The following is a 23,341-nucleotide window of genomic DNA, read 5'->3' as shown; positions in this document are numbered from 1 at the left end:
GCCCGGTGCCCGGTTCGACCAAGTTCGCCACCGTGCTGAGCCGCGCAGTGGTGACCCCGCTCGCGCGGATGCTCTGGCGACCGAAGATCATCGGACGCCGCAACGTGCCGAAGCGCGGACCGGTCATCCTCGCGAGCAACCACCGCTCCTTCATCGACTCCCCGGCGATCACGCTGATGGCCCCGCGCAAGGTCGCCTTCCTCGCGAAGCAGGAGTACTTCACCGGGACGGGGTTCCGCGGCGCGGTGTCCCGGGCGTTCTTCGGCGGCATCGGTGCGATCGGCGTCGAGCGCGGAGCCGGAGCGGCGGCGCAGCAAGCACTGGACCTCGGGCTCGCGCGCCTGGACGAGGGCGAGGCCTTCGCGATCTACCCGGAGGGCACCCGGTCCCTGGACGGCCGGATCTACAAGGGCCGCACGGGCGTGGCCTGGCTGGCCCTGACGAGCGGCGCCCCCGTGGTGCCCGTGGCGCTCACGGGTACGCAGGACGTGCAGCCCGTCGGCTCGAAGCTGCCGAAGCTCGCGAAGGTGACGATCGAGTTCGGCAAGCCGATCGACCTGTCGTCCTTCGGTGAGGCGTCGTCCGGACGCGCACGCCGGCACGCGACCGATGCGGTGATGGCGGCGATCCAGGAGCTCAGCGGGCAGGAGCCGGCGAACACCTACAACAACCCGCCCGCAACGATCGTCGAACGGGTCCGGCGTGTGCTCCAGCCGGACGACCCGACCGCGGCGGCCGTCGACCCCGACTGAGCCGGATCCATCCGGTCACTATTGCACATCTGAAATATCGATGGTTGAATGAGGGACGTGCCGCACGGCACGGTTCCCCGACGGGTCGCCCGACAACGGCCCGCGCCCCTCGATCCAGATCGGACGGTCAGCAGCATGTCCTCCACCCCGCTCTTCGACTCCATCGCCCAGCGGCACGACCAGCCCGAGTCGCCCGCCCCTGCCCAGACCCCGACTCCGGCTGCGGCACGAGCAGCTGCGGCCCCTGCGCCGACCTCGCCGATGACCGCGCCCGTCCGCGCCGGTGACTCGACCCTCGTGCCAGCGGCCCTCGTCGCCGCGATCGACGACATCACCGTCCGCGTCACCCCGTCCGTGGTCACCGAACTCCGCGTGCACCCCGAGCAGCTCGTCCTGGTCGAGACGGTCGCCGATGCCATCACCCGAGCGGTCGTCGACGCCGTCGCGACCGAGCTCGACCGGATCGCCCGCGACGGCGTCGTCCGCGTCTGAGCCCGGGCGGTCCCCGAGCGATGACGACGTCCCCCGACGGCCTCCCGCTGCGCCCGCGCGGTGCCGACCGGCGGGCCGCGAACCGCTCCACCACCCGCCGATCCGAACCGGCCGTGCGCCGCCGTGCTCGACACGACACGCGCCCGGACGCCCCCAGAGCCGCCGGGGTGACGGTGTCCCCTCCCGTCACCCCGGCTTCCACCTCCTTCTTCCGCAGGTCCGTCCGGCGTGCCCTGCCCGCGACCGCGACCGCCGCGGTGACGTGTCTCTTCGTCGCCGTGGCCGTCGGCTCGCCGCAGACCGCGATGGCCTCGACCCCCTCGCCACGCGGTCCCGCGCTCGACGTGCAGCAGTTCGTCGCCGACGGGTCCGCTCGGCCCGTCGTCGGCCGCGACGGCTTCACGGTCGGCCGTGTCGCCGCAGCCCGGGCGCGCACCGTCGTCGTCGGGTCGTCCGCCGCCGCGGCCCGCCCCACCGCCGGCACCGTGCCGGCCGCCGGCGGCTTCGGCGCACGGTGGGTGACCGGCTGCTCCGCCTGCTCGACGAACCACCAGGGCATCGACTTCGCCGCCCCGATCGGCACCGCCGTCGTCGCTGCGATGCCCGGCCGTGTCGTCTCGGCCGGCGTCCTGGGCGGGTACGGCAACCAGGTGCTGCTGCAGCACGCCGACGGCACCCAGACCCGGTACGGCCACCTGTCGACGATGGGGGTCCGATCCGGTCAGGTCCTGTCGGCCGGCCAGCGCATCGGCGCCGTCGGCAACACGGGCGTCTCCACCGGTGCGCACCTGCACTTCGAGGTCATCGTCGACGGCGTCCCCGTCGATCCCGCCGCCTGGCTGCAGGCCCGCGGGCTCCTCTGACGAGGCCGACGCGGGGCACCAACGGGGCACCGCCGGGGCGCGTACCGTCGAGACGGCCGGGGCAGCGCGCCGCGGCAGGACGGAGACGCACGTGCGAGTGACGGTGTTGGGGACCGGGGCGATGGGTGCCGGCGTGGCGGGGTCGCTGCTGCGCGAGGGTCACCAGGTCACGGTCTGGAACCGGAGTGTCGACAAGGCCGCTCCGCTCGGTGAACGTGGTGCGACGGTCGCCACGGATCCGATCGCTGCCGTTGAGCACGCCGAGGTCGTCCTCTTGACGCTCTTCGACACCGACGCCGTGGTCGACGTGCTCGAACAGGCCGCCGGTGACGCGCCGACCGACGCCGTGTGGGTGCAGGCGTCCACGATCGGTGTCGACGGCACCGAGACCGTCGTGCAGCTGGCAGCGAAGTACGGCATCACCCTGGTCGAGGCGATGATGCTCGGCACCAAGGCACCGGCGGAGCAGGGGAAGCTCACGATGCTGGCGGCGGGCCCCGCTGCCGACGTCGACCGCGTCGTCCCCGTGCTCGACGCGATGGGTGCGAAGACCGTCCGTGCCGGCGAGCGGGTCGGCGACGGCACCGCGCTCAAGCTCGCGGCCAACGCCTGGATCGCGTCGATCACCGCGGCCACGGGGCAGTCGCTCGCCCTCGCAGCGGCGCTCGGGCTCGACCCGCAGCTGTTCCTCGACGCGATCGACGGCAGCGCGAGCGACTCGGCCTACGCGCACACCAAGGGTGCGTCGATCATCGCGGGGGAGTTCCCGGCGCAGTTCGCACTCGACGGTCTGCGGAAGGACATCGGGCTCATCGCCGATGCCGCGCGGGCGAACGGGGTGTCCACGACGCTCCTCGACGCCCTGGGGCGCGTCTACGCCGATGCCAGTGCGGCCGGCCACGGCGGCGACGACATCGCGGCGGTCGGCACCGCCTTCTGACGCGGCGTCAGTCGCGGCGGAAGAGCCGGCGGAGCCGCTTCGTGAGCCGGCCGACGGCCTCGTCGTTCATGGTGTTCGCCAGGTCGAACGCCTCACGCGTCGGATCGGCCCCGCTCTGGATGCGCCGGAGTGCCGCGTCGGCGCGGGCCCGGGAGTCGAGTTCGGCGAACGGCATGTCGTCCTCGGGGTCGTGCGTGCCGCGAGGGTCCATGTGCAGCAGGCTACGCGCGACGAGCCGTGCGGCCCCCGGCGTCGATGTCGACGTCGTCGACCACGCGGACCATCTCGTCGAGGAAGTCCACCACCACCGCCATCTCGTCGGTCGGCAGGTGCTCGGTCACCTCGAGCGCACGGGCGTCGAGCTCCTCGATGACCCGCAGGGCGTGGCGCATCGAGGTTCCCGTCGCGGTGAGGATCACGCCGCGGCGGTCGATCGGGTCCTGGTGCCGCTCGACGTGGCCGCTCCGGACGAGTCGGTCGACGAGTGCCGAGGTCGATGCCGCCGTGATCTCGAGCCGTTCGGCCAGGTCCTTGGCGTTGACGGTCCGGCCGTCCTGCTCGGCGTCGATGAGGACCCGCAGCGCGAGCAGTGCGTTCTCGCCGATGCCCAGGGCCTCGCGGGCACGACGCTGCGCGGCGCTCTCGGCGGTGCGGTACCGGCGCAGGGCGTTCAGGACGTCGACGGCGGTGACCGGGGAGTCCTCGTACCAGAACCCCGCAGTGCTGGTCAGGACCTCGGACGTCATCCTGCAATGCTAGACGCTCTAGTTAGATTGTCTAGCGAGAGCCCCTGATCGCAGCCGAGACACCGGTGCGGGCGCGGACATCGGACACCGCAACACCCGTGACGCGGTTCCGAAACACTCCCGCAACGCCCGCTCGTTAGGTTCTGGGGATGCAGGAGCAGCCGTGCTGAGCCGACTCGCGGGGAACGTCTTCCACGTGGGGAGCGCGGTCGAGCGCACCGACGTGGTCGCCCGCCTGCTCGACGTCTACGTCGCCCGCCGCGAACCCGGCACCGTCGAGGACGACCGGGCCGTCGCCGCCGAGCTCCGTGCGGTCGTGGGTACCGCCGGACCGGCGAACGACACCGACCGGTCCGCGACGATCGACGCACTCGCTCTGGACCGGCACGAGCCGGCGTCCATCGCCGCCGCGGTCGCCGTCGCGCGTGACCACGCCCGTCGGGCTCGCGAGGTCGTCTCGAGCGAGCTCTGGGACTGCCTCGACGTGACCCGTTCGCGCATGCCGCGCAAGATCGCTCCGGGCCGGGCGCACGAGTTCCTCGGTTGGGCACGAGAACGCAGCGCCCTCGCCATCGGCGTGGTCGAGGGGGACGCCAGTCGCGACGAGGTCTGGGAGTTCTTCACCCTCGGCCGCTCCCTGACCCGGGTCGCCTCGACCGCCAGGCTGCTCGCGTCGGGGCTGCTCGAACCGGACTCGGTCACCTCGTGGACGGCGGCGCTCCGGGCGTGCGGCGCGGGCGAGGCCTTCCTGCGTGGCCGTGACCACCACCCGGTACCGGACGACGCCGCGGCGTTCCTGCTGCTCGACGAGCACAGTCCGCGGTCGCTCCGCTTCACGGTCCGGCGAGCCGCAGAGTGCCTGGCCGACGTGGCACCGTCCTGCGTGGCCGACGAGGTCGCGGCCTTCTCCGCCGCGCGCGACCGGCTCGAGGCCGTCCCCGCGGACTCGGTCCTCGGCATCGTGGGCGACGCCGGCCACCGACTCGCGGCTGCCGCGGACCGCGTCGCGGCGGCGCTCGACGAGCGCGTCTTCGCGGCGACCCAACCCGCGCACTGATCGCGGCCATGGGCGGCACCGGCGACGGACGGGAGGCCCGTGGCGGCGTCGACCCGTGCCTCCCGTCCGCCCCGCGAGAGCGTCAGGAACCCGCGAACAGTTCGCGGAGATCTGTCGCTTTCGCGGACTGGATGCCGTCGCGTCGCGGAGATCTGTCGCTTTCGCGAAGTGGACGCGTCAGACGGCGCTGGAGCGGTCCGCGACCGCTTCTTCGCGCTCGAGCTCCTGGCGGAGCGCCGCGCGCGAGGCGCGCGTGCCCACCACCGGGATCGCGTGCGTGACCGCGAGGTGCAGGCGGGTGTCCGCGTCGTACCGGAGCCGCAGGCGCTGGAACCGGACGAGCCAGACGATCGCGATGGCGAGTGCGACGAAGCCGGACACCGCGCCGACCGCGATGGCCCAGCGAGGACCCCACGCATCGGCGATGGCGCCGACGATCGGCGCGCCGATCGGGGTGCCGCCGGCGAAGATCGCCATGTAGAGCGCCATCACACGGCCGCGCATCGCGGGTGTCGTGGTGGTCTGGACCAGGGCGTTCGCGGTGGTCATGAAGGTCAGTGCCGCGAGTCCGACGAACACCAGGACGAACGCGAAGGTCCAGTACGTGGGTGCGAGGGCGGCGGCGGTGCAGGCGAGGCCGAAACCGCCGGCGGCGAGGACCAGGGTGCGCATCCGCGGTCGGTCACGGCGCGCGGACATCAGGGCGCCGAACACCGACCCGATCGCCATCACCGAGTTGAGCAGGCCGAACTCGCCCGCGCCCTGGTGGAACTCGACGCGGGCCATCGTCGAGGTGAAGATCGGGAAGTTCACGCCGAACGTGCCGACCACGAAGATCATGCAGAGCACGACGATGATGTCCGGCCGGGTCCGCACGTACCGGAAGCCGGCGACGATCTGCCCCTTGCCGCGGCCGGCGTGCACGCGCTCGGCGAGCTGTGCGGGGTCGACGAACCGCAGGGCGATGAGGACCGCCAGGAACGATCCGGCGTTGATGACGAACACCCACCCCGACCCGATGGCGGCGATGAGCACACCGGCGACCGCGGGACCGATCAGGCGCGCGGCGTTGAACGAGGCGGAGTTGAGCGCCACGGCGTTGGCGACGTTCTCGCCCTGCACCACGTCGGAGACGAACGCCTGCCGGATCGGGGTGTCGAACGCGGCGACGATGCCGAGCGCGAGCGCGAAGCCGTACAACGCGAGCAGCGTCGCGGTGTGCGTGAGGACCATGACACCGAGTCCGAGCCCCAACAGGCCCATCAGCGCCTGCGTGAGCATGAGCATCCTGCGGCGGTCGAAGCGGTCGGCGGCGAGGCCGGTCAGGGGGAGGAGCAGCAACTGCGGGCCGAACTGCAACGCCATCGTGATGCCCACCGCGACGGCGTCGTTGTCGGAGAGCTGGGTCAGGACGATCCAGTCCTGGGCGGTGCGCTGCATCCAGGTGCCGACGTTCGACACCAGGGCACCGGCGAACCAGATGCGGTAGTTGCGTCCGGCGAGGGAGCGGAACATGGCGGTCACTGCTGGGCCAGCCTCCTCATGATCTCGGTGGCGTCGGCGAGGGTGGCGCGCTCGACGGGGGTGAGTGCGGCCAGTCGCGGGGTGAGCCAGCCGTCCCGGCGCCGACGGGTCTCCTCGACGAACGCGGCTCCGGCGGGGGTGGCGCAGAGGACGACCTTGCGGCGGTCGTCGTCGTGGCCGCCCTTCGAGACGAGGCCGCGCTCGACCAGGACCGCGATGGTCTTCGTCATCGAGGGCGGGGTGACGCCGTCCTGGCGGCTCAGGTCGGCCAGGGTCATCGCGCCGTCCCGGTGCAGGCGCGCGAGGGCGGCGAACTGGGCGTCGGTGACGGTCGTGTCGGCCTTCTGCGCGCGGAGCGTCCGGGACAGCCGGTTCACGGCGATGCGGAGGTCGGTGGCGTCGGTCACGGGTCGTTAGCCTAGCTCATTAGTTCAGTGAACGAACTGGTTTGCGGGTGTACCGTGGTTCTGGACAACAGGTGTTGTTCAGAGAGAAGGAATCATGTCCGAGTTCGAGGGCAAGGTCGCCATCGTCACCGGTGGTGGCAGCGGCATCGGCGAGTCCGTCGCGAAGGAGCTCGCCGCGGCGGGTGCCACGGTCGTCGTCACCGACATCAAACTCGACGCTGCCCAGCGGGTCGCGTCCGAGATCACGGAGGCCGGCGGCACCGCCAGCGCGTTCGAGGCCAACTCCGCCGTCGCCGCCGACAACGAGCGCATGGTCCAGTACGCCGTCGACACGTACGGCGCGCTGCACCTCGCCGTGAACAACGCCGGCATCGGCGCCGCCCCGCAGAAGATCGGCGAGTACGACATCGCCGCCTGGGACCGCGTCCGTGCGGTCGACCTCGACGGTGTCTTCTACGGCCTCCGCTACGAGCTGCCCGCGATGGTCGCCGCCGGCGGTGGCTCGATCGTGAACATGGCGTCGGTGCTCGGCACGGTCGGCATCGCGCAGAACGCCGCGTACGTCGCGTCGAAGCACGCGCTCGCCGGCCTCACCAAGGTCGCCGCGCTCGAGTACTCGGCGCAGGGCGTCCGCACCAACGCCGTCGGCCCGGGCTTCATCGACACCCCGCTGCTCCGCAACGCCATGACGCCCGAGGCCATCTCGGCGCTGGAAGAGGAGCACGCCACGAAGCGCCTCGGCACCGACAAGGAGGTCGCCGCGCTCGTGCTGTTCCTGCTGAGCGACAAGGCCTCGTTCATCACGGGCAGCTACCACCTGGTCGACGGCGGGTACTCCGCGCACTGACGTCGTTCGAGTACCTGGTCGAAACGGGCGTACCTGGTCGGAAGTTTCGACCAGGTACGCCCGTTTCCGTTTCCCACCGCGGGCGCGATGGGAAGGAACGCGCTAGTGGAACTGGGGGATCGTGAGCCAGATGCCGGCGAGCACGGCGGCGACGCAGACCGCGAAGCACAGCACGGCACCCGCCAGTGCTGCCGGCGGCGTGTGCCCGGAGCGCGGGGTCTCCTCGGCGTACTGCGTGCGCTCGCCGCCGGTGTCGAGGGGCTGCCCCGTGCCGAGCAGCCGCAGGCCGAGGGTGTAGACCAGCACGATGCCCACCGCGGCGACGAACCCGACGCCCGCGACCGTGCCGATGCTGGCGAAGTCGATCTCCATGGTCGTTCCCCTCAGTTCTGCGCGCCGGCCGGCTGCGGCTCGGCCTGGTCGGTGGGTTCGGTCGATCCGGCGGCGACGTCGTCGTGCGAGATCGGCTTGCGCTTGGCGAGGACGGTGAAGGTCAGCCCGCCGGCCAGGGCGAGCACCGCCACCAGCACGAGGCCGATCACCGAGGTCGAGGCGAGCCAGGTCGCCAACCCGCCGACCACCGCGGCCGCCGGCAGCGTGATCACCCACGCGACGACGATGCGGCCGACGACCGACCAGTGCACGTCGGCGAGCTTCTTGCCGAGCCCGGACCCGATCACCGAACCGCTGGTGACGTGCGTCGTCGACAGGGCGAAACCGAGGTGCGACGAGATGAGGATCGTCGCCGCCGAGCTCGTCTCGGCGGCGAAGCCCTGCGGCGACTGCACGTCGGAGATCTTCTTGCCGACCGTCTGCATGATGCGCCAGCCACCCATGTAGGTCCCGAGGCCGATCGCGAGTCCGCAGGCGAGGATCACCCAGAGCGCCGGGCCGGTGCCACCGTCCTGGTAGTTCGCGGCGATGAGCGTCAGCGTGATCACACCCATCGTCTTCTGCGCATCGTTCGTGCCGTGCGCCAGCGACACCAGCGACGCCGAGACGGTCTGCCCGTGCCGGAACCCGGTCGCCGCACCGTGCGTCGTCGCGTTCTTGGTGAGCGTGTACGCCAGGTACGTCGCCACCAGCGCGATCACACCGGCGATCACGGGGGAGACCAGTGCCGGCAGCACGACCTTCGACACCACCGTCGCCCAGTCGACCGAGTTCAACCCGGCGCCGATGATCGATGCGCCGATCAGCCCGCCGAACAGCGCGTGCGTCGACGACGACGGCAACCCGAGGTACCAGGTGGCGAGGTTCCAGAGGACCGCGCCCACCAGCCCGGCGAAGATCATCGTGGGGGAGATGTGGACGCCGTCCTGGCCCTCGCGGATGATGCCCTGCGAGACGGTCTTGGCGACCTCGGTGGAGAGGAACGCGCCGACCACGTTGAGGACGGCGGAGATGAGCACGGCGGTCCGGGGCTTGAGCGCCCCCGTGGCGACCGACGTGGCCATGGCGTTGGCGGTGTCGTGGAACCCGTTCGTGAAGTCGAACACGAGGGCCACCACGATCACGAGCACGACGATGACGAGGACGTCCATGCCGGGGACGGTAGGCCCGCCCCGAAGCCCCTGCGTGAACGCCGGATGAACAGGTCCGCGGGGGTGCCTGTCTGCGAGGATATTCACGTGCCCACCTTCTCCGCAGCGCGAGGCGACGCCTCGTTCACCGACGCCCACGGCGTCGAGATCGTCTACTCGACCTGGCGAGCGGCACGCCCCAAGGGCATCGTGCAGATCGCGCACGGCGTCGGCGAGCACGGGCTGCGGTACGAGCCGTTGGCACAGGACCTCGTCCGCGCCGGGTACACCGTGCACGCGAACGACCACCGCGGGCACGGGCGCACCGGCCTCGGCCAGTGGGACGGCGACCACGCCAAGCTCGGACGGCTCGGACCAGGCGGCCTGCGCGCCGCGATCGCTGCCGTCGAGCAGATGGGGGAGGTCGCCCGTGCCGACACCCCCGGCGTGCCGTTGGTGCTGCTCGGGCACTCGTGGGGCTCCCTCATGGCGCAGCGGATCGTGAACACCGCGTCGGAGTCGTACGACGGCGTCGTGCTCTCCGCCACCGCGTACCGGCTGCCCGGGTGGATGAACAGCGGCGACCTCAACGCGCGGCACGCGGGCTCCGGGCCGACCAAGTACGAGTGGCTCACCCGCGACCGGAAGATCATCGATGCGATGTCGGTGGACCCGCTCGCCGTCGAGGCCGACGTCATCGGGCTGTTCGGCCTGTCCGACACCCTCCGGCTGCTCGGGGTGCCGCGTCGGGGGATCCCGCACGACCTGCCCATGCTGCTGCAGGTCGGGTCCGACGACGCCCTCGGCGGGCCGCGATCGGTCGAGCGGTTGGCGCAGGCCTACCGGCGTCGCGGGCGGCTGTCCGACGTCACGGTGCAGGTGTACGAGGGCGCGCGGCACGAGGTCTACAACGAGACGAACCGCGACGAGGTCGTGGCCGACCTGGTCGCATGGCTGGACCGGGTGACGGCGCGTCGTTGAGGCGACGACGAGAGCACTGACGGGGCGCGGTGTGGGCGGGCGACGGTACGGACGGGAGGCCCGTGGCGGGCCCGCCACGGGCCTCCCGTCCGGCACGCGGATGCGGATGACGACCGGAGTGACGTGGACGAGGTGACCGTCGCGGTCCTCGACCTGGCGTCGGTCGAGGCGGTCGAGCGGCGCGAGCCCGCGGGCAGGCAGTACGTGCGCCCCGCGTTCGCGGCCCAGACGCGCGGCGAGCAGACCGTCCTGGTCGCGTGGATCGACGGGGTGCCAGTCGGCTCGGGCGAGGTGACCGCTGATGCCCGGCCCGAGCTCCGGAACCTCCGCGTCGACGCGGACCGGAGAGGTCAGGGCGTCGGGACGCGGCTCATCGCGGCGGCCGAGGCGCTGGCCACCGACCGGGGCGTGCTGCGGATCGGAGTCGCGCTCGACAACCCCGACGCACGGCGGCTCTACCAACGGCAGGGGTACGCCCCCACTAGCGAGATCGAGGAGTACGAGTACACGTACGTCGACGACGACGACCAGCGGGTGACGGTCCGCGAGGCGTCCGAGTACCTCGAGAAGGACCTGCCCGCGCGGGCGTAGGCTCGACGCGTGCACGGTGAGTACAAGGTCCCAGGTGGAAAGCTCGTCGTCGTCGACCTCGAGGTCGTCGACGGGAACATCCGGGAGTTCCGGCTCGCCGGCGACTTCTTCCTCGAGCCGGACGACGCGCTGCCGCTCATCGACACGGCGGTCAACGGGCTGCCCGCGACGACCGACGCCGCCGGCATCGCTGCGGCCGTCCGTGCCGCGCTCCCCGCCGACGCGGTGCTGCTCGGCTTCACCCCCGAGTCCGTCGGGGTCGCCGTCCGCCGCGCGCTGTCCCGTGCGTCGTCGTGGCAGGACTACGACTGGCAGATCATCCACGAGGGCCCGATCAGCCCGAACGAGCACCTCGCGCTCGACCAGGTGCTGACCGAAGAGGTCGGCGCCGGACGCCGCGGTCCGACCCTGCGCATCTGGGAGTGGGACCAGCCCGCGGTCGTCATCGGGTCGTTCCAGTCGCTGAAGAACGAGGTCGACCCGGCCGGTGCCGAGAAGTACGGCGTCGAGGTCGTCCGGCGGATCTCCGGCGGTGGCGCGATGTTCATGGACGCCGGCGCGATCATCTCGTACTCGCTCTACGTCCCCGCCGACCTGGTGCAGGGCATGACGTTCGCGGACTCCTACGCCTACCTGGACGAGTGGGTGATCGAGGCGCTGAAGTCCCTCGGCATCGACGCGTACTACCAGCCGCTCAACGACATCACCTCGGCCAAGGGCAAGATCGGCGGCGCCGCGCAGAAGCGACTCGGCACCGGATCCCTGCTCCACCACGCCACCATGAGCTACGACATGGACGGCGAGAAGATGGTCCAGGTCCTGCGGATCGGGCGCGAGAAGATGAGCGACAAGGGGACGACGTCGGCCGCGAAGCGGGTGGACCCGCTGCGCTCGCAGACCGGGCTGTCCCGCGCCGAGATCATCGACCGGCTGGTCGGCACGTTCACGAAGCTGTACGGGGCGACTCCCGGCGCGGTGACCGAAGCCGAGCGCGAGAAGGCGCAGGAGCTGATGCGGACGAAGTTCGCGACGAAGGAGTGGCTCGAGCGGGTGCCCTGAGCGAGCTCGTGGTGGGCGGCCGGAGCAGAGGGGGGACGCTCCGGCCGCCGCTCGACCAGTGTGACGACCGACTCCATGAACCACACGTGCGGATCATGAGAATCCCCCGCGCGGCTGATGTCGTGGCCGGATCGTCCACGTAGCGTCGCTCGCGTGAACTGGTTGATCTTCCTGGGGGCGGTGGCCGCCGTGGCCGTCGTGGTGTGGATCGCCGATCGCGTGGGGTGGATCGACCTGTCGAACAAGTCCACGCGCAGCGGCGGATCCGGAGGCATCGGCGGGATGCTGGACGAGGCGTTCGCGCCGACCCGCCACGAGACGCAAGCCGAGTACGAACGGCAGTCGCGCCTCCCGAAGGAGGCACCGTCACCGGCGGACGACGACCACGACCTGCTCAGCGGCAGCGTGCTCATCAAGGTGCCGACGGTGCGGAGCGCCGGCCGGCACGAAGCCCGCGTCGGGACGCACGACCGGTCGTACTGAGGCTCAGCGGGTGGTGAGCTCCTGGTAGTCCGGGTGCCGCTCGATCCACGCGTGCACGTAGCTGCACTGCGCGACGACCCGTCGTGACGAGCTCGCGCGCACGTCGTCGAGCGCGTGCTGCACGAGGATCGACGCGTGCCCGCCACCACGGTGCTCGGGATCGACCTCGGTGTGCACGAAGCGGATCTCGTCGCCGTCGATCTCGTACGCGGCGAGGCCGATGACCTCGCCGTCCTCGACCAGGGAGTACTGCTGCTTGTCGGTGTCGTTGCGGACCTCGGGTGCTGCCATGCGCCGAGGCTACGCCGCGAGGCCGAGTCGCCGCTGGCTGTGGCGCCGCCCGCGAGCCCGAGTCGCCGCTGGCTGCGCCACAATGGGTCCGTGCGCAGGGGAGACGACCGAGGCCCGGACCGCGTCGTCCTCGGCGACGCCCTCGACGTGACCCCGGCGCTCGCCGACGGGTCGTTCACCGTCGTGTACCTCGACCCGCCGTTCAACACGGGGCGGTACCAGCGGCGGCATGCTTCGTCCGCGGTGCCGAGCGCCGACGGGCCGGTGATGGGGTTCCACGGACGGACCTACGAGCGGGTCCGCGGCGACCTGATGCGGTTCGACGACCGGTTCGAGGACTACTGGACGTTCCTCGAGCCACGGCTGCTCGAGGCCTGGCGACTCCTCACCACCGACGGCACCCTGTACCTGCACCTCGACTACCGCGAGTCGCACTACGCGAAGGTCCTGCTCGACGCGCTGTTCGGCCGCGAGTCGTTCCTCAACGAGATCGTCTGGGCCTACGACTACGGCGCCAAGTCCAAGTCGCGGTGGCCGACCAAGCACGACACGATCCTGGTCTACGTGAAGGACCCGTCGCAGTACTGGTTCGACTCGTCGGCGGTCGACCGCGAGCCCTACATGGCACCCGGGCTCGTCACGCCCGAGAAGCGGGAGCGCGGCAAGCTCCCCACCGACGTCTGGTGGCACACGATCGTGTCGCCGACCGGCAAGGAGAAGACGGGCTACCCGACGCAGAAGCCCGAGGGCGTGCTGCGGCGGATCGTGCAGGCGTCGTCGCGCGAGGGGGACTGGGTGCTCGACTTCTTCGCCGGCAGCGGGACGACCGGCGCAGTGGCGTCGGCGCTCGGGCGGCGGTACGTTCTGGTGGACGACAACCCGGCGGCGATCGACGTGATGCGGAAGCGCTTGCCGGGGGCGTCGTTCGAGGTCGCGACGGGCTGAGGCCGACGGCGGGTTCCGGAACCGGAACGTCCACCCCTCGTCGTCGGTGGGTATGGTGGGGAGCCTCGGCCGTCGACGGACGGACGCGAGCATCACGGGGGCGATGTTGGGGACCATACCGTTCGACGAAGGCGCGGCGAACAGCCTGATCACGGCGGCGACGGCAGCGGACATCACGTTGCTGTTCGCGGCGTCCGCCCGTCGATCAGCCGCCGAGGACGCCGCAGCCGACTTCTCCGGCGCCTACGCGGACCGCTTCGCCGAAGCCGCGGTGGCCGAAGCCGGAGACCGTGTCCGCCTCGCCGGGGCACTCGGTCGACTCGCCGACGCGGTGCAGGTGGTCATCGGTGAGGCCCAGCGAGAGCGCGAACGGCTGGCGGACGTCGACGCCTGGCAGGGACGCGAGACCGCGCGCCAGCAGGCCGACGACGAACCGCTGGGGATCTTCGAGGTCGAACCGACACCGATGTTCGACCCGAAGCCCTCGGACGTCCCGATCCGGCCCACACCGATCTCGGCGTCGTTCTCCGCGTCGGACCGCCCGCGAACTGCCGGCGGGTCGAGCATGGGCCGGAGTTCGGCGGACCCGGAGCGGCTCCGGACCTTCGTGGCGTCGGCGCGCGCCTCGGATCGCGGGTTCTCGGAGCGTGCGGAGCAGCTGCGGACGGCGTGGTCCGGCTTCACGACCGACTGTTCCTGGGCGGAGGTGTCCAGTTCGACGCTCCTCACGGGGTTCGACCGGTACCTGCAGGAGAACGCTTCCGATGCCGATTGGATCGAACGGATCGCGTCCGCGTTCGAACGCGCCGGCGGGAGCAACGGTCTCTCGAACACCGTCCTCGACTTCGCCGCGGCCGCGACGATCCCCCCGTCGTTCCGGACCCTGCTCACACCAGGGGCCACGCCGGCCGAGGTCGCGGCGACCTGGGCGGGTCTCGGCCTGACGAAGGGGGACGAGGCGGACCTCCAGGCGTTGCCGCTCGAGGTGCTCGCAATGCTCGGGAACCTCGAGGGGATCCCGTACTGGGCGCGGGACACCGCGAACCACGAGGTCCTCGACGACCGACTCGCACGGAAGAACCTCGATCCCGACGAGCGCGAAGCGCTGAAGAGCATCCGGGCCAGCTTGGGGGAGAACCGGTTCCTCATCTCCCTGACGGGAGACGTCCCGCCCCTGGCCGCCGTCTCGATCGGCGACCTGGACACCGCGACCAACGTCACCTGGGCCGTTCCCGGGATGGCATCCAGTACCAAGACGATGACGGGGTGGGTCCAGGCCGCGCAGAACGTCGCGGACGAGCAGTTCAAGGTGGACGGCCCGGGAAACCGCGCGGTGATCGCCTGGATGGGCTACGACGCACCGCCAGCACCGCCCGACCTCGGCGTCTTCAACGAGGACGCGGCCGAGAGCGGCGGGGCGAAGCTCGCGGCATCGATCCGTGGGCTCGACGCCGCTCGTGCGGGCGACATGCCCCGGACCAACGTCCTGGCGCACTCGTACGGCACCACGACGGCGTCGATCGGGCTCACGGCACCTGGCGTCCACGTCGACTCGTTCACGTCGATCGCTTCCGCCGGCATCCCGCAGACCATCCCGACGGCGGAGGACATCCAGGCCGACCACGTCTACGCGGGACAGGCGCAGGACACGATGGTCGGCATCCCCGGGCTGGGCGACCAGTACGCGTACATCGGCAGGGGCTTCAGCGTGCCCTACCGACTCGACCCGACGAGTTCCAGCTTCGGCGCGGAGACCTTCGGCGCGGACGGCACCGACGGCTTCGAGCCGGTGAAGGACCACGGCGTGCACACGGAGAGCGGCAACGGCTACCTCGACCCGGGAACCGAGTCGCTGCGGAACGTGGCGAAGACGACGACCGGGCACGGCGACCGAGTGACACCGGCAGGGTGACATGCTGGACACCCGACGACCGGACGGAGAACCGACACCGATGACCGCTCTGAAGCAGTGGATCGCAGTCACCGTGACCACGATCGCGATCGTCGGCGCAACCGCCGGCTGTTCTGGAGGACAGATGCAGGACCAACCGACCCAGGAGCCGGCGGATGCGAAGCGCAGCATCCAGCAGCTCGTCGACGACACGACCGACGCGCTCGGCGGGACGTGGCAGGTCGAGGAAGGGCCGCGGCTCGGCACGTGCGAGGACGAGCGCGGCGTCGGCGAGGGCGTGAACTACACGTACATCAAGTCCCGTGCAGACCGCGGCGACGTCGACCAGGGGATCCGAACGGTCGAGAAGCTGTGGGGCGAGCGCGGACTCGACACGAAGCGGTTCTCCGACGCCGACGGGTCCTACAGCGGTGTCGACGGCAAGGGGGACGGCGTGGCGAACATCGGTTTCCAGTCCTCCGACCTCGGCGGGGGCGACACGGTCAGCGGTACCTCGGCGTGCGCTGCCGGTGACTACGTCGAGATGCGCGAGCGAGAGCGCTCCTAGCGTCCGCTCCGTTCACGACGTTCCACGGGTCGTTCGACGCGTGGAACGTCGGAACGGGCGCGCATCACGAGCGCTGGCAGCCGGGCGGGCAAACCAGCCCGCCCGCGCACTACTCCGCCGAGTGCCGCCCGTGCGGGTGCTCCGCGTCGGCGTCCGGGTCCACTGCCGCATGGGCGGCCCTGGTCCGGATCGCACCGGTCGTCGTCGGGGGCTCGTCGACCGGCGCAGCCGCCGAGTGCGCGCCGTGCGTCGTGGCGTCGGGCAGCGGAGCACGGGTGTCATCCGTGGCGACGTCGTTCGGCAGCACCGACACGTCGGACGAACCGGCAGCGCGAGCCGACCGGGGCTGGGCGGGAACGTCGGGCGAGGTCGGCACCGAGTCCGACGAGCCGACCGCGGCCGAACCCGATCCGGCACCGGCACCGGCACCGGCTGCCGCAGCGTCCGCGTCAGCGGTCCGTGCGGCGTCCGCCTGCTCCTGCAGCGCCGACGTCTTGCGCAGCGGCGGGACCCGGAAGAACCAGGTCAGCACGAACGCGAGCAGGATCACCGCGAGCCCGACGTAGTACACGCGGACGGCCGAGTCGCTGAACCCGACCAGGAACGGACGGGTGAGCCGCTTGTCCGCGCCGTTCAGGAACGAGGTGTCGCTCGTCGCCGCGGAACCGGACGAGCTCGCGCTCGAGTCGCCGCTCTTCAGCTGCTTGATGAGCGTCGGCGCGACCTCGTCGACGACGTTCTCGCGCTGGGCCTTATCGGAGTAGTCGACTTGCAGCGTGCCGTCGACGACGGTGGCGTTCGCCTTGGCCGCGGCCGTCTCGAGGGCCTGCTGCTCGGCGGCCGGCTTGGCGTCGTCGACCTGCTGGGCGATGACGGTGTCGGCTGCGGCGGCGGGGAGCTTGCCCGCGGTGACCTGCTGCTGCACGGCGGCCGTGACCTGCTTCGTGACGGCGGCGTCGGCGGCTTCCTTCGCCTGCACGGCCCCCTTGTTCAGGCCGTCCTGCACGTTCTTCTGCACGGGATCGACGATCTTCGTCCAGATCTGGTCCATCACGCCCTTGTTCTCGGACGCGTTCGCCACCGACGGCGTGAGCGCGGCGTTCAACGCGCTCTTCAGGTCGGTCTCGTTCTGCATCGCCGCGGTGATGTTCGTCGGCATCAGGGTGAACAGGACCGACAGCAGCACGGCGGTGCCCATGGTGCCGCCGATCTGCCGGAAGAACGTCGCGGCGCTGGTCGCGACGCCGATGTCCCGCGGGGACACCGAGTTCTGCGCCGCCAGGGTCAGCGTCTGCATGAGCTGCCCGAGCCCGAGGCCGATGCCGAACATGCCGAGCATCAGGAACCAGAGGGGACGGTCGGCGGTCAGGAAGGTCAGGACCGTGAAGCCGAGCGCGGTGAAGGCCGTGCCGGTGATCGGGAAGACCTGGTAGTTGCCGGTCCGCGAGATGATCTGACCCGAGGCGATCGACGAGATCATCAGGCCGAGCACCATCGGGAGCATCGCGAACCCGGACTCGGTCGGGGTGACGCCCTTCACGATCTGCAGGTACAGCGGGATCGTCAGCATCGCGCCGAACATCCCGAAGCCGACGAGCACGGACAGGATCGCGGACATCGAGAACACCCGCGAACCGAACAGCTTCATCGGGAGGATCGCGTCGCTGCCCATCGCCCGTTCGACGATGATGAACGCGATCAGCCCGGCAGCGCCGATGCCGTAGCAGGCGAAGGCACCGGGGGAGCTCCAGCCCCACTCACGGCCCTGCTCGGCGATGAGCAGCAGCGGTACGAGGGTGACGATGACGAGCGTGGCGCCCCACCAGTCGATGCGGGGCTTGCCGCGGTCGCCGAACTTGGGCAGGTGCAGGAACGTCAGCACCATGAACAGCGCGATGACGCCGATCGGCACGTTGATCAGGAACACCCAGCGCCAACCGGAGATGAACAGCAGCTCGCTCGCGCCGGCGAAGACACCGCCGACGAGCGGGCCGATCACCGACGAGATGCCGAAGACGGCCAGGAAGTAGCCCTGGTACTTCGCTCGCTCGCGGGGCGCGAGCATGTCGCCCATGATCGCCAGCGGCAGGGACATCAGACCACCGGCGCCGAGCCCCTGCAGCGCGCGGAACCCGGCGAGCATGAGCATCGAGGTCGAGAACGACGCCGCGAACGAGCCGAGGATGAAGATGCCGATCGCCGTGATGAACAGCGGCCGCCGACCGAAGATGTCGGAGAGCTTGCCGTAGATCGGCGTCGTCACGGTCGAGGCGATCAGGTACCCGGTGGTGACCCAGGCCTGCTGGTCGAGGCCGTGCAGGTCGTCGCCGATGGTGCGGATCGCGGTGCCGACGATCGTCTGGTCGAGGGCTCCGAGGAACATGCCGGCCATCAGGCCGTAGATCACCAACAGGATCTGTCGGTGGTTCATCACGACGTTGGACGCCGTGGTGGGGGCCGCGGGTGCGGTCGCCGTCTGGGTCATGAGCAGGGTCTCCCGGTACCGATGCGCTGGCGAAACGATTTTTGCGCTGCCTGCAAAGTTACATCTGCCGCAAGTGGTCGGTCGCTCAGGAGCGGCTTCCTGTGTGGATCGGCAGTCACGGTACGCCCGGATCGCGGGCTCGGTGACGAACGCGGTCAGGGCCGGGAGGCCCGGCTCGGCCCCGTCAGACCGCTGCGGTCTCCACGACCCGGGTCACACCCCGTGCCGCCAGCGCCGCGGGCTCGGCTGCGGTCCGGCTCGTCACGACGGTCACGGCCTCGCCGGCGGCGCGCAGTCGGTGCCAGTGCTCGAACACCGGGCCGCCCGGCGCCAGGTCCGTCCGACGGAGCGGCAGGTCGGCCTCGTCGACGTCGACCACGACGGCACTCGTCCGCGGGGTCGGGGCCGGAGCGGAGCGCCGGGCATCGGCGACGACCTCGGCGTAGCGACGACCGAGCGGCTTCACGCGGTTGTCGACGTCGAGCAGGCCGAGCGAGTACTCCAGGTCCTTGAAGTCGCCGAGGTCGCGGGAGACGTCGTGTGAGCACCACCACGTGACCGCGTGCAGGCGCTCGGTGGTCAGGGCCGCGGCGACGGTGCGCTCGAGGAACTCCGGCATCTCGGATTCGGCGAGGTGCAGGTCGGGGGCCCCGACCTCCTGCAGCCAGACCGGTCGGTCGAGGTCGGTGGCGAAGGCGCGGGCCAGCTCGATCATCCACTCGGCGTGCCGAACGGACTCGTCGGAGAGTGCGCCGTACCGACCGGCCACGCCGTTGAAGATCCAGGAGTGCACCGTCGTGACGTCTCCGAGTCGGCTGGCGTGCGCCGGCACGAACGGGTGGCCGTCGCGGTACCAGAGGTGGTCGTTCTCGGAGTGCGTGACGACGTGCCGCGGGTCCTTGTCGCGGGGCGCTCCGAGCAGGGACTCGAGCCAGTGCGTCACCTGCGCGGTGTCGGCCGGCATCGCGGCGGGGTTCGGCGGCTGGAACTGGTTGAGCTCGTTGCCCAGGGTCAGGCCGGTGAAGTTCGGGCGGTCGCGCACGGCGTCGTACACGGCGGCGACCAGGGCGGCCTGCGCGTCGATCGCCGGCCGGTCGGTGAACATGTTGCCGTCGTGCCAGTTCACGAGCCACGCCGGGATGAAGTCGAACCCGGACATGTGCCCCTGGACGACGTCGACGCTGGCGTCCAGCCCGAACTCGGCGGCGATGTCGACCACCAGTGCCACGTCGTCGAGGGCCCGTCGTCGGATCAGCGTGCGGTTCGGCTGCAGCGTCGGCCACAGCGGGAACAGCCGGACGTGGTCGAGGCCGAGGGTGGCGATCGCCTCGAGGTCACGGCGGATCGCGGACTCCTCCACCGACTGCCACTGGAACATCCAGTCGGTCGAGGGCACGTAGTTCACGCCGAAGCGCGTGGCGGTGGTCATCGGTCTCCTTCGGTCAGGGAGCGGTGGCGGCGGTGGTGGGCGCGGGGCCGGTCGAGCCGCGGACGTGCAGGGCGCGCCCGCCGACCTCGGCATCGTCGACCTCGTCGCCACGGACGAGGCGTTCGACCAGGGCCACCGCGGTGCGGGCGGACTCCTCGACGGGGGCGTCGAGGGCGGTCAGCGACGGACGCACGATCGACGAGACCCACGAGTCCTCCCACGCGACGACGGACAGGTCCTCGGGCACGCGGACGCCGAGCTCGGGGGCGTGTGCGATCACCTCTGCCGCGATCGCCTCGCCGTCCAGGACGATCGCGGTGGCGCGGTCGAGGCGGGCGAGCAGGTCCGCCACCGGGTCCTCGGCGTCGGCGCGCCACCCGAGCACGAGCGCGTCCACGCCCCGACGCGCGGCCGCGGCGGTGAAGCGGGCATCGCGGGCGCCGGTGTGCGCGAGCGCCGGGCCGTCCCCGACGCGGGCGATCCGGCGGTGCCCGAGCGAACCGAGGTGGTCGAGCAGGGACTCGGTCGCGTCGGCGTCGCCCACGGTGACCGCCGGGACGGCGCTGCCGGGGATCGGCGCGCCGAGCATGACGGCCGGGGCCGCCAGGTGCTGCAGCATCGGGATGCGGGGGTCGTCGGTGCGGACGTCGACGAGCAGGAAGCCGTCGACCCGCTGCTCGGTCCACCACTGGCGGTAGACGGCGGCTTCGTCGTCGGCCTGCACGAGAGTGACGGACAGTGACCACCCGATCGCGGCGAGGGGCTCGGTCAGGCCGGCGATCAGCCGCATCGTGAACGGGTCGCGCTGGAAGGTGTCGCGCGAGCGGGCGAGGACCAGCCCGAGGCTGTGCCCCGCGTTGCCGGAGAGCTTGCGGCTCGCCAGGTTCGGCCGCCAGTTCAGGTCGTCGGCGGCCTTGCGGATGCGGGCCGCGGTGGCGGCGGAGACGTTCGGCCGGCCGTTGAACACGTGCGAGACCGCCGAGGTCGAGACGCCGGCGCGCTTGGCGACCTGCGCGATGGTCACGCGGCGGCGGTCGACGGCTCCGGCGGTGGTGTCGCTCATGCCGTCGAGCGTAGAGGCTTGACCACCTCGTGTAAAGCGGTATACGTTGCTCGTCACCTGAAGTACACCGCTGTACCAAAACGCATCGCGACCGCTCCACCATCCACTGCCAGGGAGGCACCGTGACGGACGGCATCAGTAGGCGCACCCTCATCGGAGCCGGGCTCGGCGCCGGCATCCTCGCGCCGATCCTGGCCGGGTGCAGCGCGCTCACCCCGGCCTCGAGCGGCCCGGGCACGCTGAGCGTGCACACCCAGCTCAGCGGCGCGGTCGCCGGCGCGCAGACGTTCACGGACGTCGTCGCCGCCTACCGTCGTCGCACGGACCGCAAGGTCGCCCTGCTCTCGAACGGGTCCGATCTGCCGATCGTCTTCGAGACGAGCTCGCTCGCCGGCAAGGAAGCGGACGTCGCGATCGTGAACATGGTCGGACGCACGTTGTCCTGGACGGGCGAGGACGCCACGATCGACGTCTCCCGGTACCTCGACGAGTGGGACCTGCGCGACAAGATCATCCCCGAGGCGCTCGAGGAGTGGACCGACGACCAGGGGCGACTCCGGGCGTTCCCGTTCACCCGGACGAACTGGCCGGTGTCGTACAACACGGCACTGCTCGAGGAAGCCGGCGTGAGCGAGATCCCGACGACCTCGGACGCGCTCATCGCCGCCGCCGACCGCCTGCGCTCCGCGGGCATCGGGCCGGTCACCGTCGGCGGGTCGGACTGGAGCGGACAGAAGCTCCTCATGCAGGTCATCCAGGGGTTCGTGTCGCAGGACGAAGCGGCGGAGGTCTTCTCCACGGGCAGGATCTCGGAGAGCGCCGGTGCCGTCCGCGGCGTCGAGCACTTCGTCGAGCTCCGCGACGCCGGGGTCTTCGTCGACTCGGTGCAGGGCTTCACCTCGGACTCCGAACTGACGCAGTTCACCACCCGCAAGGCCGCCATCGTCCCCGCGATGTCCTCCGCCCTCGCGCTGGTGTCGAAGGAGCGCGCGAAGGAGGTCACCGTCGGTGGGTGGCCGGTGCCGTCGAAGGACGCCGCCATCGCGCACCCGAGCGTCATCAAGAGCTACAACGGCCACGGCATCTGGATCAGCGAGAACGGCCGGGCGAAGCTCGACCTCGTCAAGCCGTTCGTGCAGTACCTGTACTCGTCGGCGGTGACGAGCGAGTTCATCCTCGACTCCGGCCGGGACATGAGCCGGATCACCGACACCGTCAGCCGCGACTTCCCGCTCGTCGCCCAGGCGTCGAAGCTCACCGACGACCAGGTCACCCCGGTGATGCTGCCCGACCTGCTCGTGCCCGACTCGGCCTACGAGCCGATGATCCGCGCGACCAGCCTGGCCTACGGCTCGGGCACCTCGGCCGAGCGCATCATCGACCTCTTCGAGCGCGCCTACACGGCCGCCTGACCCACCCGACCCTGCGAGAAGGAGCTCCCCATGGCAGTGCTCGTCGAGGAACCACCCGTCCGGTCGGCGTCGAACCCGCCCGGGCCCGTCCGCCGCGGATCCCGCGCCGTCGGCACCGGTCGCGGCAGCTTCCCGACCTTCGCGATCCCGGCGCTCGTCTGGTACGGCCTGTTCATGATCGGGCCCGTCGTGGCCATGATCGTGATCGCCTTCCTGAGCTGGCCCGGCATGCTCGTCTCGCCGACCTTCGCGGGGCTCGACAACTTCCGGGTGCTCTTCTCCGACGAGACCTTCTGGGCCGCGGTCCGGAACAGCACGGTCCAGATCGTCGTCGGCCTGCCGATCATGATCGTGCTGGCGTTCCTGCTCGCCTTCCACGTCGTGCAGAAGCCCCGCGGTCACAAGGTGCTGCGCTACCTGCTCTTCATCCCGGCACTCATCTCGGCACCGGCCACGGCGATGATGTTCTACGCGATGCTGAACCCCGACGGCCTGGCCAACGGTGTGCTCGCGACCCTCGGCATCGGCGGCAAGGCCTGGCTGGCCGACCCCGCGACCGCCCTCGGAGCGCTCATCGTCGTCGACCTGTGGGCCGGCATCGGCTACTCGGCGGTGCTCATCGCGAGCCGGCTCGACGGCGTCGACACCGAGGTCGTGCAGGCCGCCCGCATGGACGGCGCGGGGTCGTGGCGGCTGGCGTGGGGCGTGTACTGGCCGATCGCGCGGGACTTCATCGGGGTCGTCGCGATGCTGCAGTTCCTGTCGATGCTCTTCAGCTCGGCGCAGAACGTGCTCCTGCTGACCCAGGGCGGCCCGGGCACCGCGACCACGACGCTGTCGTACCTCGTGTACCAGAAGGCCTTCGTCGACACCGACCTCGGCTACAGCCAGGCGGTCGGCGTCGTCCTGTTCGCGCTCGGACTCGCGGGGATGTTCGTGATCCGCCGCGTCCTGCGCAAGACCCACTGACCTCGACGTCCCTGACCGACAGA

Annotated in this window: 25 protein-coding genes; 15 read left to right on the top strand and 10 right to left on the bottom strand. The window is 71.1% G+C overall.

What is annotated here, in order from left to right; translation table 11 throughout:
* Nucleotides 1-5 precede the first annotated feature (5 nt).
* From EDF63_RS00440 to EDF63_RS00425, 4 genes are all read left to right on the top strand, one after another.
* Nucleotides 6-752, top strand: coding sequence for a 1-acyl-sn-glycerol-3-phosphate acyltransferase (locus EDF63_RS00440; RefSeq protein WP_123310215.1), 747 nt, complete (start codon nt 6-8; stop codon nt 750-752).
* A 135-nt stretch (nt 753-887) separates the two neighbouring features.
* Nucleotides 888-1,244 carry a hypothetical protein gene (locus EDF63_RS18340; RefSeq protein ID WP_148061676.1) on the top strand — a complete coding sequence of 119 codons (357 nt, stop codon included), beginning with the start codon at nt 888-890 and terminating at the stop codon, nt 1,242-1,244.
* Nucleotides 1,245-1,264: 20 nt separating this feature from the next.
* Nucleotides 1,265-2,107, top strand: coding sequence for a M23 family metallopeptidase (locus EDF63_RS00430; protein WP_123310211.1), 843 nt, complete (start codon nt 1,265-1,267; stop codon nt 2,105-2,107).
* A gap of 91 nt (nt 2,108-2,198) precedes the next feature.
* Nucleotides 2,199-3,047 (top strand): NAD(P)-dependent oxidoreductase, encoded by an 849-nt coding sequence (locus tag EDF63_RS00425; RefSeq protein WP_260232902.1) that lies wholly within the window; start codon nt 2,199-2,201, stop codon nt 3,045-3,047.
* Nucleotides 3,048-3,054: 7 nt separating this feature from the next.
* Here EDF63_RS00425 and EDF63_RS00420 read toward each other — a convergent pair whose 3' ends face one another.
* Together EDF63_RS00420 and EDF63_RS00415 are read right to left on the bottom strand one after the other, a co-directional pair.
* Nucleotides 3,055-3,258, bottom strand: a complete 204-nt coding sequence (locus EDF63_RS00420; protein ID WP_123310207.1) for a hypothetical protein — start codon at nt 3,256-3,258, stop codon at nt 3,055-3,057.
* 10 nt (nt 3,259-3,268) lie between these two features.
* Entirely contained in the window at nt 3,269-3,793 is a 525-nt protein-coding gene (locus EDF63_RS00415; RefSeq protein WP_123310205.1) for a MarR family winged helix-turn-helix transcriptional regulator, read from the bottom strand.
* A gap of 163 nt (nt 3,794-3,956) precedes the next feature.
* Between EDF63_RS00415 and EDF63_RS00410 the strand changes: the two genes are divergently transcribed.
* Nucleotides 3,957-4,850, top strand: a complete 894-nt coding sequence (locus tag EDF63_RS00410) for an alpha-E domain-containing protein (protein ID WP_185021219.1) — start codon at nt 3,957-3,959, stop codon at nt 4,848-4,850.
* A 177-nt stretch (nt 4,851-5,027) separates the two neighbouring features.
* Here EDF63_RS00410 and EDF63_RS00405 read toward each other — a convergent pair whose 3' ends face one another.
* Both EDF63_RS00405 and EDF63_RS00400 read right to left on the bottom strand, forming a co-directional pair.
* A complete protein-coding gene (locus EDF63_RS00405; protein ID WP_395871098.1) occupies nt 5,028-6,374 on the bottom strand; it encodes an MFS transporter in 1,347 nt (448 codons plus the stop codon).
* Nucleotides 6,371-6,781 (bottom strand): MarR family winged helix-turn-helix transcriptional regulator, encoded by a 411-nt coding sequence (locus tag EDF63_RS00400; protein WP_111085532.1) that lies wholly within the window; start codon nt 6,779-6,781, stop codon nt 6,371-6,373. Before EDF63_RS00400 ends, EDF63_RS00405 begins: the two co-directional genes overlap by 4 nt.
* 94 nt (nt 6,782-6,875) lie before the next feature.
* Here EDF63_RS00400 and EDF63_RS00395 point away from each other — a divergent pair, with 94 nt between their 5' ends.
* On the top strand, nt 6,876-7,628 hold the full coding sequence (locus tag EDF63_RS00395) for an SDR family NAD(P)-dependent oxidoreductase (protein WP_123310199.1): 753 nt from the start codon (nt 6,876-6,878) through the stop codon (nt 7,626-7,628).
* Between the two features lie 102 nt (nt 7,629-7,730).
* Here the strand turns inward: EDF63_RS00395 and EDF63_RS00390 are convergent, their stop codons facing one another.
* Together EDF63_RS00390 and EDF63_RS00385 are read right to left on the bottom strand one after the other, a co-directional pair.
* Nucleotides 7,731-8,000 carry a hypothetical protein gene (locus EDF63_RS00390; protein ID WP_123310197.1) on the bottom strand — a complete coding sequence of 90 codons (270 nt, stop codon included), beginning with the start codon at nt 7,998-8,000 and terminating at the stop codon, nt 7,731-7,733.
* A gap of 11 nt (nt 8,001-8,011) precedes the next feature.
* Entirely contained in the window at nt 8,012-9,172 is a 1,161-nt protein-coding gene (locus EDF63_RS00385; protein WP_123310195.1) for an inorganic phosphate transporter, read from the bottom strand.
* Between the two features lie 87 nt (nt 9,173-9,259).
* Here EDF63_RS00385 and EDF63_RS00380 point away from each other — a divergent pair, with 87 nt between their 5' ends.
* From EDF63_RS00380 to EDF63_RS00365, 4 genes are all read left to right on the top strand, one after another.
* Nucleotides 9,260-10,132, top strand: coding sequence for an alpha/beta hydrolase (locus EDF63_RS00380; RefSeq protein WP_123310193.1), 873 nt, complete (start codon nt 9,260-9,262; stop codon nt 10,130-10,132).
* A gap of 123 nt (nt 10,133-10,255) precedes the next feature.
* Nucleotides 10,256-10,723, top strand: coding sequence for a GNAT family N-acetyltransferase (locus tag EDF63_RS00375; RefSeq protein ID WP_123310191.1), 468 nt, complete (start codon nt 10,256-10,258; stop codon nt 10,721-10,723).
* Between the two features lie 9 nt (nt 10,724-10,732).
* Nucleotides 10,733-11,782, top strand: coding sequence for a biotin/lipoate A/B protein ligase family protein (locus EDF63_RS00370; RefSeq protein ID WP_123310189.1), 1,050 nt, complete (start codon nt 10,733-10,735; stop codon nt 11,780-11,782).
* A 153-nt stretch (nt 11,783-11,935) separates the two neighbouring features.
* Nucleotides 11,936-12,265 carry a hypothetical protein gene (locus EDF63_RS00365; protein WP_123310187.1) on the top strand — a complete coding sequence of 110 codons (330 nt, stop codon included), beginning with the start codon at nt 11,936-11,938 and terminating at the stop codon, nt 12,263-12,265.
* Between the two features lie 3 nt (nt 12,266-12,268).
* Here EDF63_RS00365 and EDF63_RS00360 read toward each other — a convergent pair whose 3' ends face one another.
* Entirely contained in the window at nt 12,269-12,556 is a 288-nt protein-coding gene (locus EDF63_RS00360) for a GNAT family N-acetyltransferase (protein WP_123310185.1), read from the bottom strand.
* Between the two features lie 90 nt (nt 12,557-12,646).
* On the opposite strand from EDF63_RS00360, the gene EDF63_RS00355 reads away from it, so the two are divergent.
* From EDF63_RS00355 to EDF63_RS00345, 3 genes are all read left to right on the top strand, one after another.
* Nucleotides 12,647-13,501, top strand: a complete 855-nt coding sequence (locus tag EDF63_RS00355) for a site-specific DNA-methyltransferase (RefSeq protein WP_185021218.1) — start codon at nt 12,647-12,649, stop codon at nt 13,499-13,501.
* 103 nt (nt 13,502-13,604) lie between these two features.
* Nucleotides 13,605-15,413, top strand: coding sequence for an alpha/beta hydrolase (locus EDF63_RS00350; protein ID WP_148061675.1), 1,809 nt, complete (start codon nt 13,605-13,607; stop codon nt 15,411-15,413).
* Nucleotides 15,414-15,453: 40 nt separating this feature from the next.
* Nucleotides 15,454-15,960 carry a hypothetical protein gene (locus tag EDF63_RS00345; RefSeq protein WP_148061674.1) on the top strand — a complete coding sequence of 169 codons (507 nt, stop codon included), beginning with the start codon at nt 15,454-15,456 and terminating at the stop codon, nt 15,958-15,960.
* A 109-nt stretch (nt 15,961-16,069) separates the two neighbouring features.
* Here the strand turns inward: EDF63_RS00345 and EDF63_RS00340 are convergent, their stop codons facing one another.
* The 3 genes from EDF63_RS00340 to EDF63_RS00330 form a co-directional block, all read right to left on the bottom strand.
* Nucleotides 16,070-18,484 carry an MDR family MFS transporter gene (locus EDF63_RS00340; protein WP_260232989.1) on the bottom strand — a complete coding sequence of 805 codons (2,415 nt, stop codon included), beginning with the start codon at nt 18,482-18,484 and terminating at the stop codon, nt 16,070-16,072.
* A 145-nt stretch (nt 18,485-18,629) separates the two neighbouring features.
* On the bottom strand, nt 18,630-19,874 hold the full coding sequence (locus EDF63_RS00335; protein WP_123310175.1) for a cellulase family glycosylhydrolase: 1,245 nt from the start codon (nt 19,872-19,874) through the stop codon (nt 18,630-18,632).
* Nucleotides 19,875-19,887: 13 nt separating this feature from the next.
* On the bottom strand, nt 19,888-20,937 hold the full coding sequence (locus EDF63_RS00330) for a LacI family DNA-binding transcriptional regulator (RefSeq protein WP_123310173.1): 1,050 nt from the start codon (nt 20,935-20,937) through the stop codon (nt 19,888-19,890).
* A gap of 122 nt (nt 20,938-21,059) precedes the next feature.
* Between EDF63_RS00330 and EDF63_RS00325 the strand changes: the two genes are divergently transcribed.
* Both EDF63_RS00325 and EDF63_RS00320 read left to right on the top strand, forming a co-directional pair.
* On the top strand, nt 21,060-22,349 hold the full coding sequence (locus EDF63_RS00325; protein WP_123310172.1) for an ABC transporter substrate-binding protein: 1,290 nt from the start codon (nt 21,060-21,062) through the stop codon (nt 22,347-22,349).
* Between the two features lie 30 nt (nt 22,350-22,379).
* Nucleotides 22,380-23,318, top strand: coding sequence for a carbohydrate ABC transporter permease (locus EDF63_RS00320; RefSeq protein ID WP_123310170.1), 939 nt, complete (start codon nt 22,380-22,382; stop codon nt 23,316-23,318).
* Nucleotides 23,319-23,341 lie beyond the last annotated feature (23 nt).

It is taken from the genome of Curtobacterium sp. JUb34, assembly GCF_003755065.1.
Taxonomy (GTDB): domain Bacteria; phylum Actinomycetota; class Actinomycetes; order Actinomycetales; family Microbacteriaceae; genus Curtobacterium.
Note: the sequence above shows the minus strand (reverse complement) of the source record. Positions and strands in the feature narration are given on the sequence as shown.

What these genes read in the sequence shown, in the direction of transcription:
- EDF63_RS00345 (WP_148061674.1), top strand. Translation starts at nt 15,454, where the DNA reads ATGACCGCTCTGAAGCAGTGGATCGCAGTCACCGTGACCACGATCGCG.
- EDF63_RS00430 (WP_123310211.1), top strand. Translation starts at nt 1,265, where the DNA reads ATGACGACGTCCCCCGACGGCCTCCCGCTGCGCCCGCGCGGTGCCGAC.
- EDF63_RS00320 (WP_123310170.1), top strand. Translation starts at nt 22,380, where the DNA reads ATGGCAGTGCTCGTCGAGGAACCACCCGTCCGGTCGGCGTCGAACCCG.
- EDF63_RS18340 (WP_148061676.1), top strand. Translation starts at nt 888, where the DNA reads ATGTCCTCCACCCCGCTCTTCGACTCCATCGCCCAGCGGCACGACCAG.
- EDF63_RS00415 (WP_123310205.1), bottom strand. Translation starts at nt 3,793, where the DNA reads ATGACGTCCGAGGTCCTGACCAGCACTGCGGGGTTCTGGTACGAGGAC.
- EDF63_RS00350 (WP_148061675.1), top strand. Translation starts at nt 13,605, where the DNA reads ATGTTGGGGACCATACCGTTCGACGAAGGCGCGGCGAACAGCCTGATC.
- EDF63_RS00390 (WP_123310197.1), bottom strand. Translation starts at nt 8,000, where the DNA reads ATGGAGATCGACTTCGCCAGCATCGGCACGGTCGCGGGCGTCGGGTTC.
- EDF63_RS00330 (WP_123310173.1), bottom strand. Translation starts at nt 20,937, where the DNA reads ATGAGCGACACCACCGCCGGAGCCGTCGACCGCCGCCGCGTGACCATC.
- EDF63_RS00360 (WP_123310185.1), bottom strand. Translation starts at nt 12,556, where the DNA reads ATGGCAGCACCCGAGGTCCGCAACGACACCGACAAGCAGCAGTACTCC.
- EDF63_RS00420 (WP_123310207.1), bottom strand. Translation starts at nt 3,258, where the DNA reads ATGGACCCTCGCGGCACGCACGACCCCGAGGACGACATGCCGTTCGCC.
- EDF63_RS00395 (WP_123310199.1), top strand. Translation starts at nt 6,876, where the DNA reads ATGTCCGAGTTCGAGGGCAAGGTCGCCATCGTCACCGGTGGTGGCAGC.
- EDF63_RS00385 (WP_123310195.1), bottom strand. Translation starts at nt 9,172, where the DNA reads ATGGACGTCCTCGTCATCGTCGTGCTCGTGATCGTGGTGGCCCTCGTG.
- EDF63_RS00335 (WP_123310175.1), bottom strand. Translation starts at nt 19,874, where the DNA reads ATGACCACCGCCACGCGCTTCGGCGTGAACTACGTGCCCTCGACCGAC.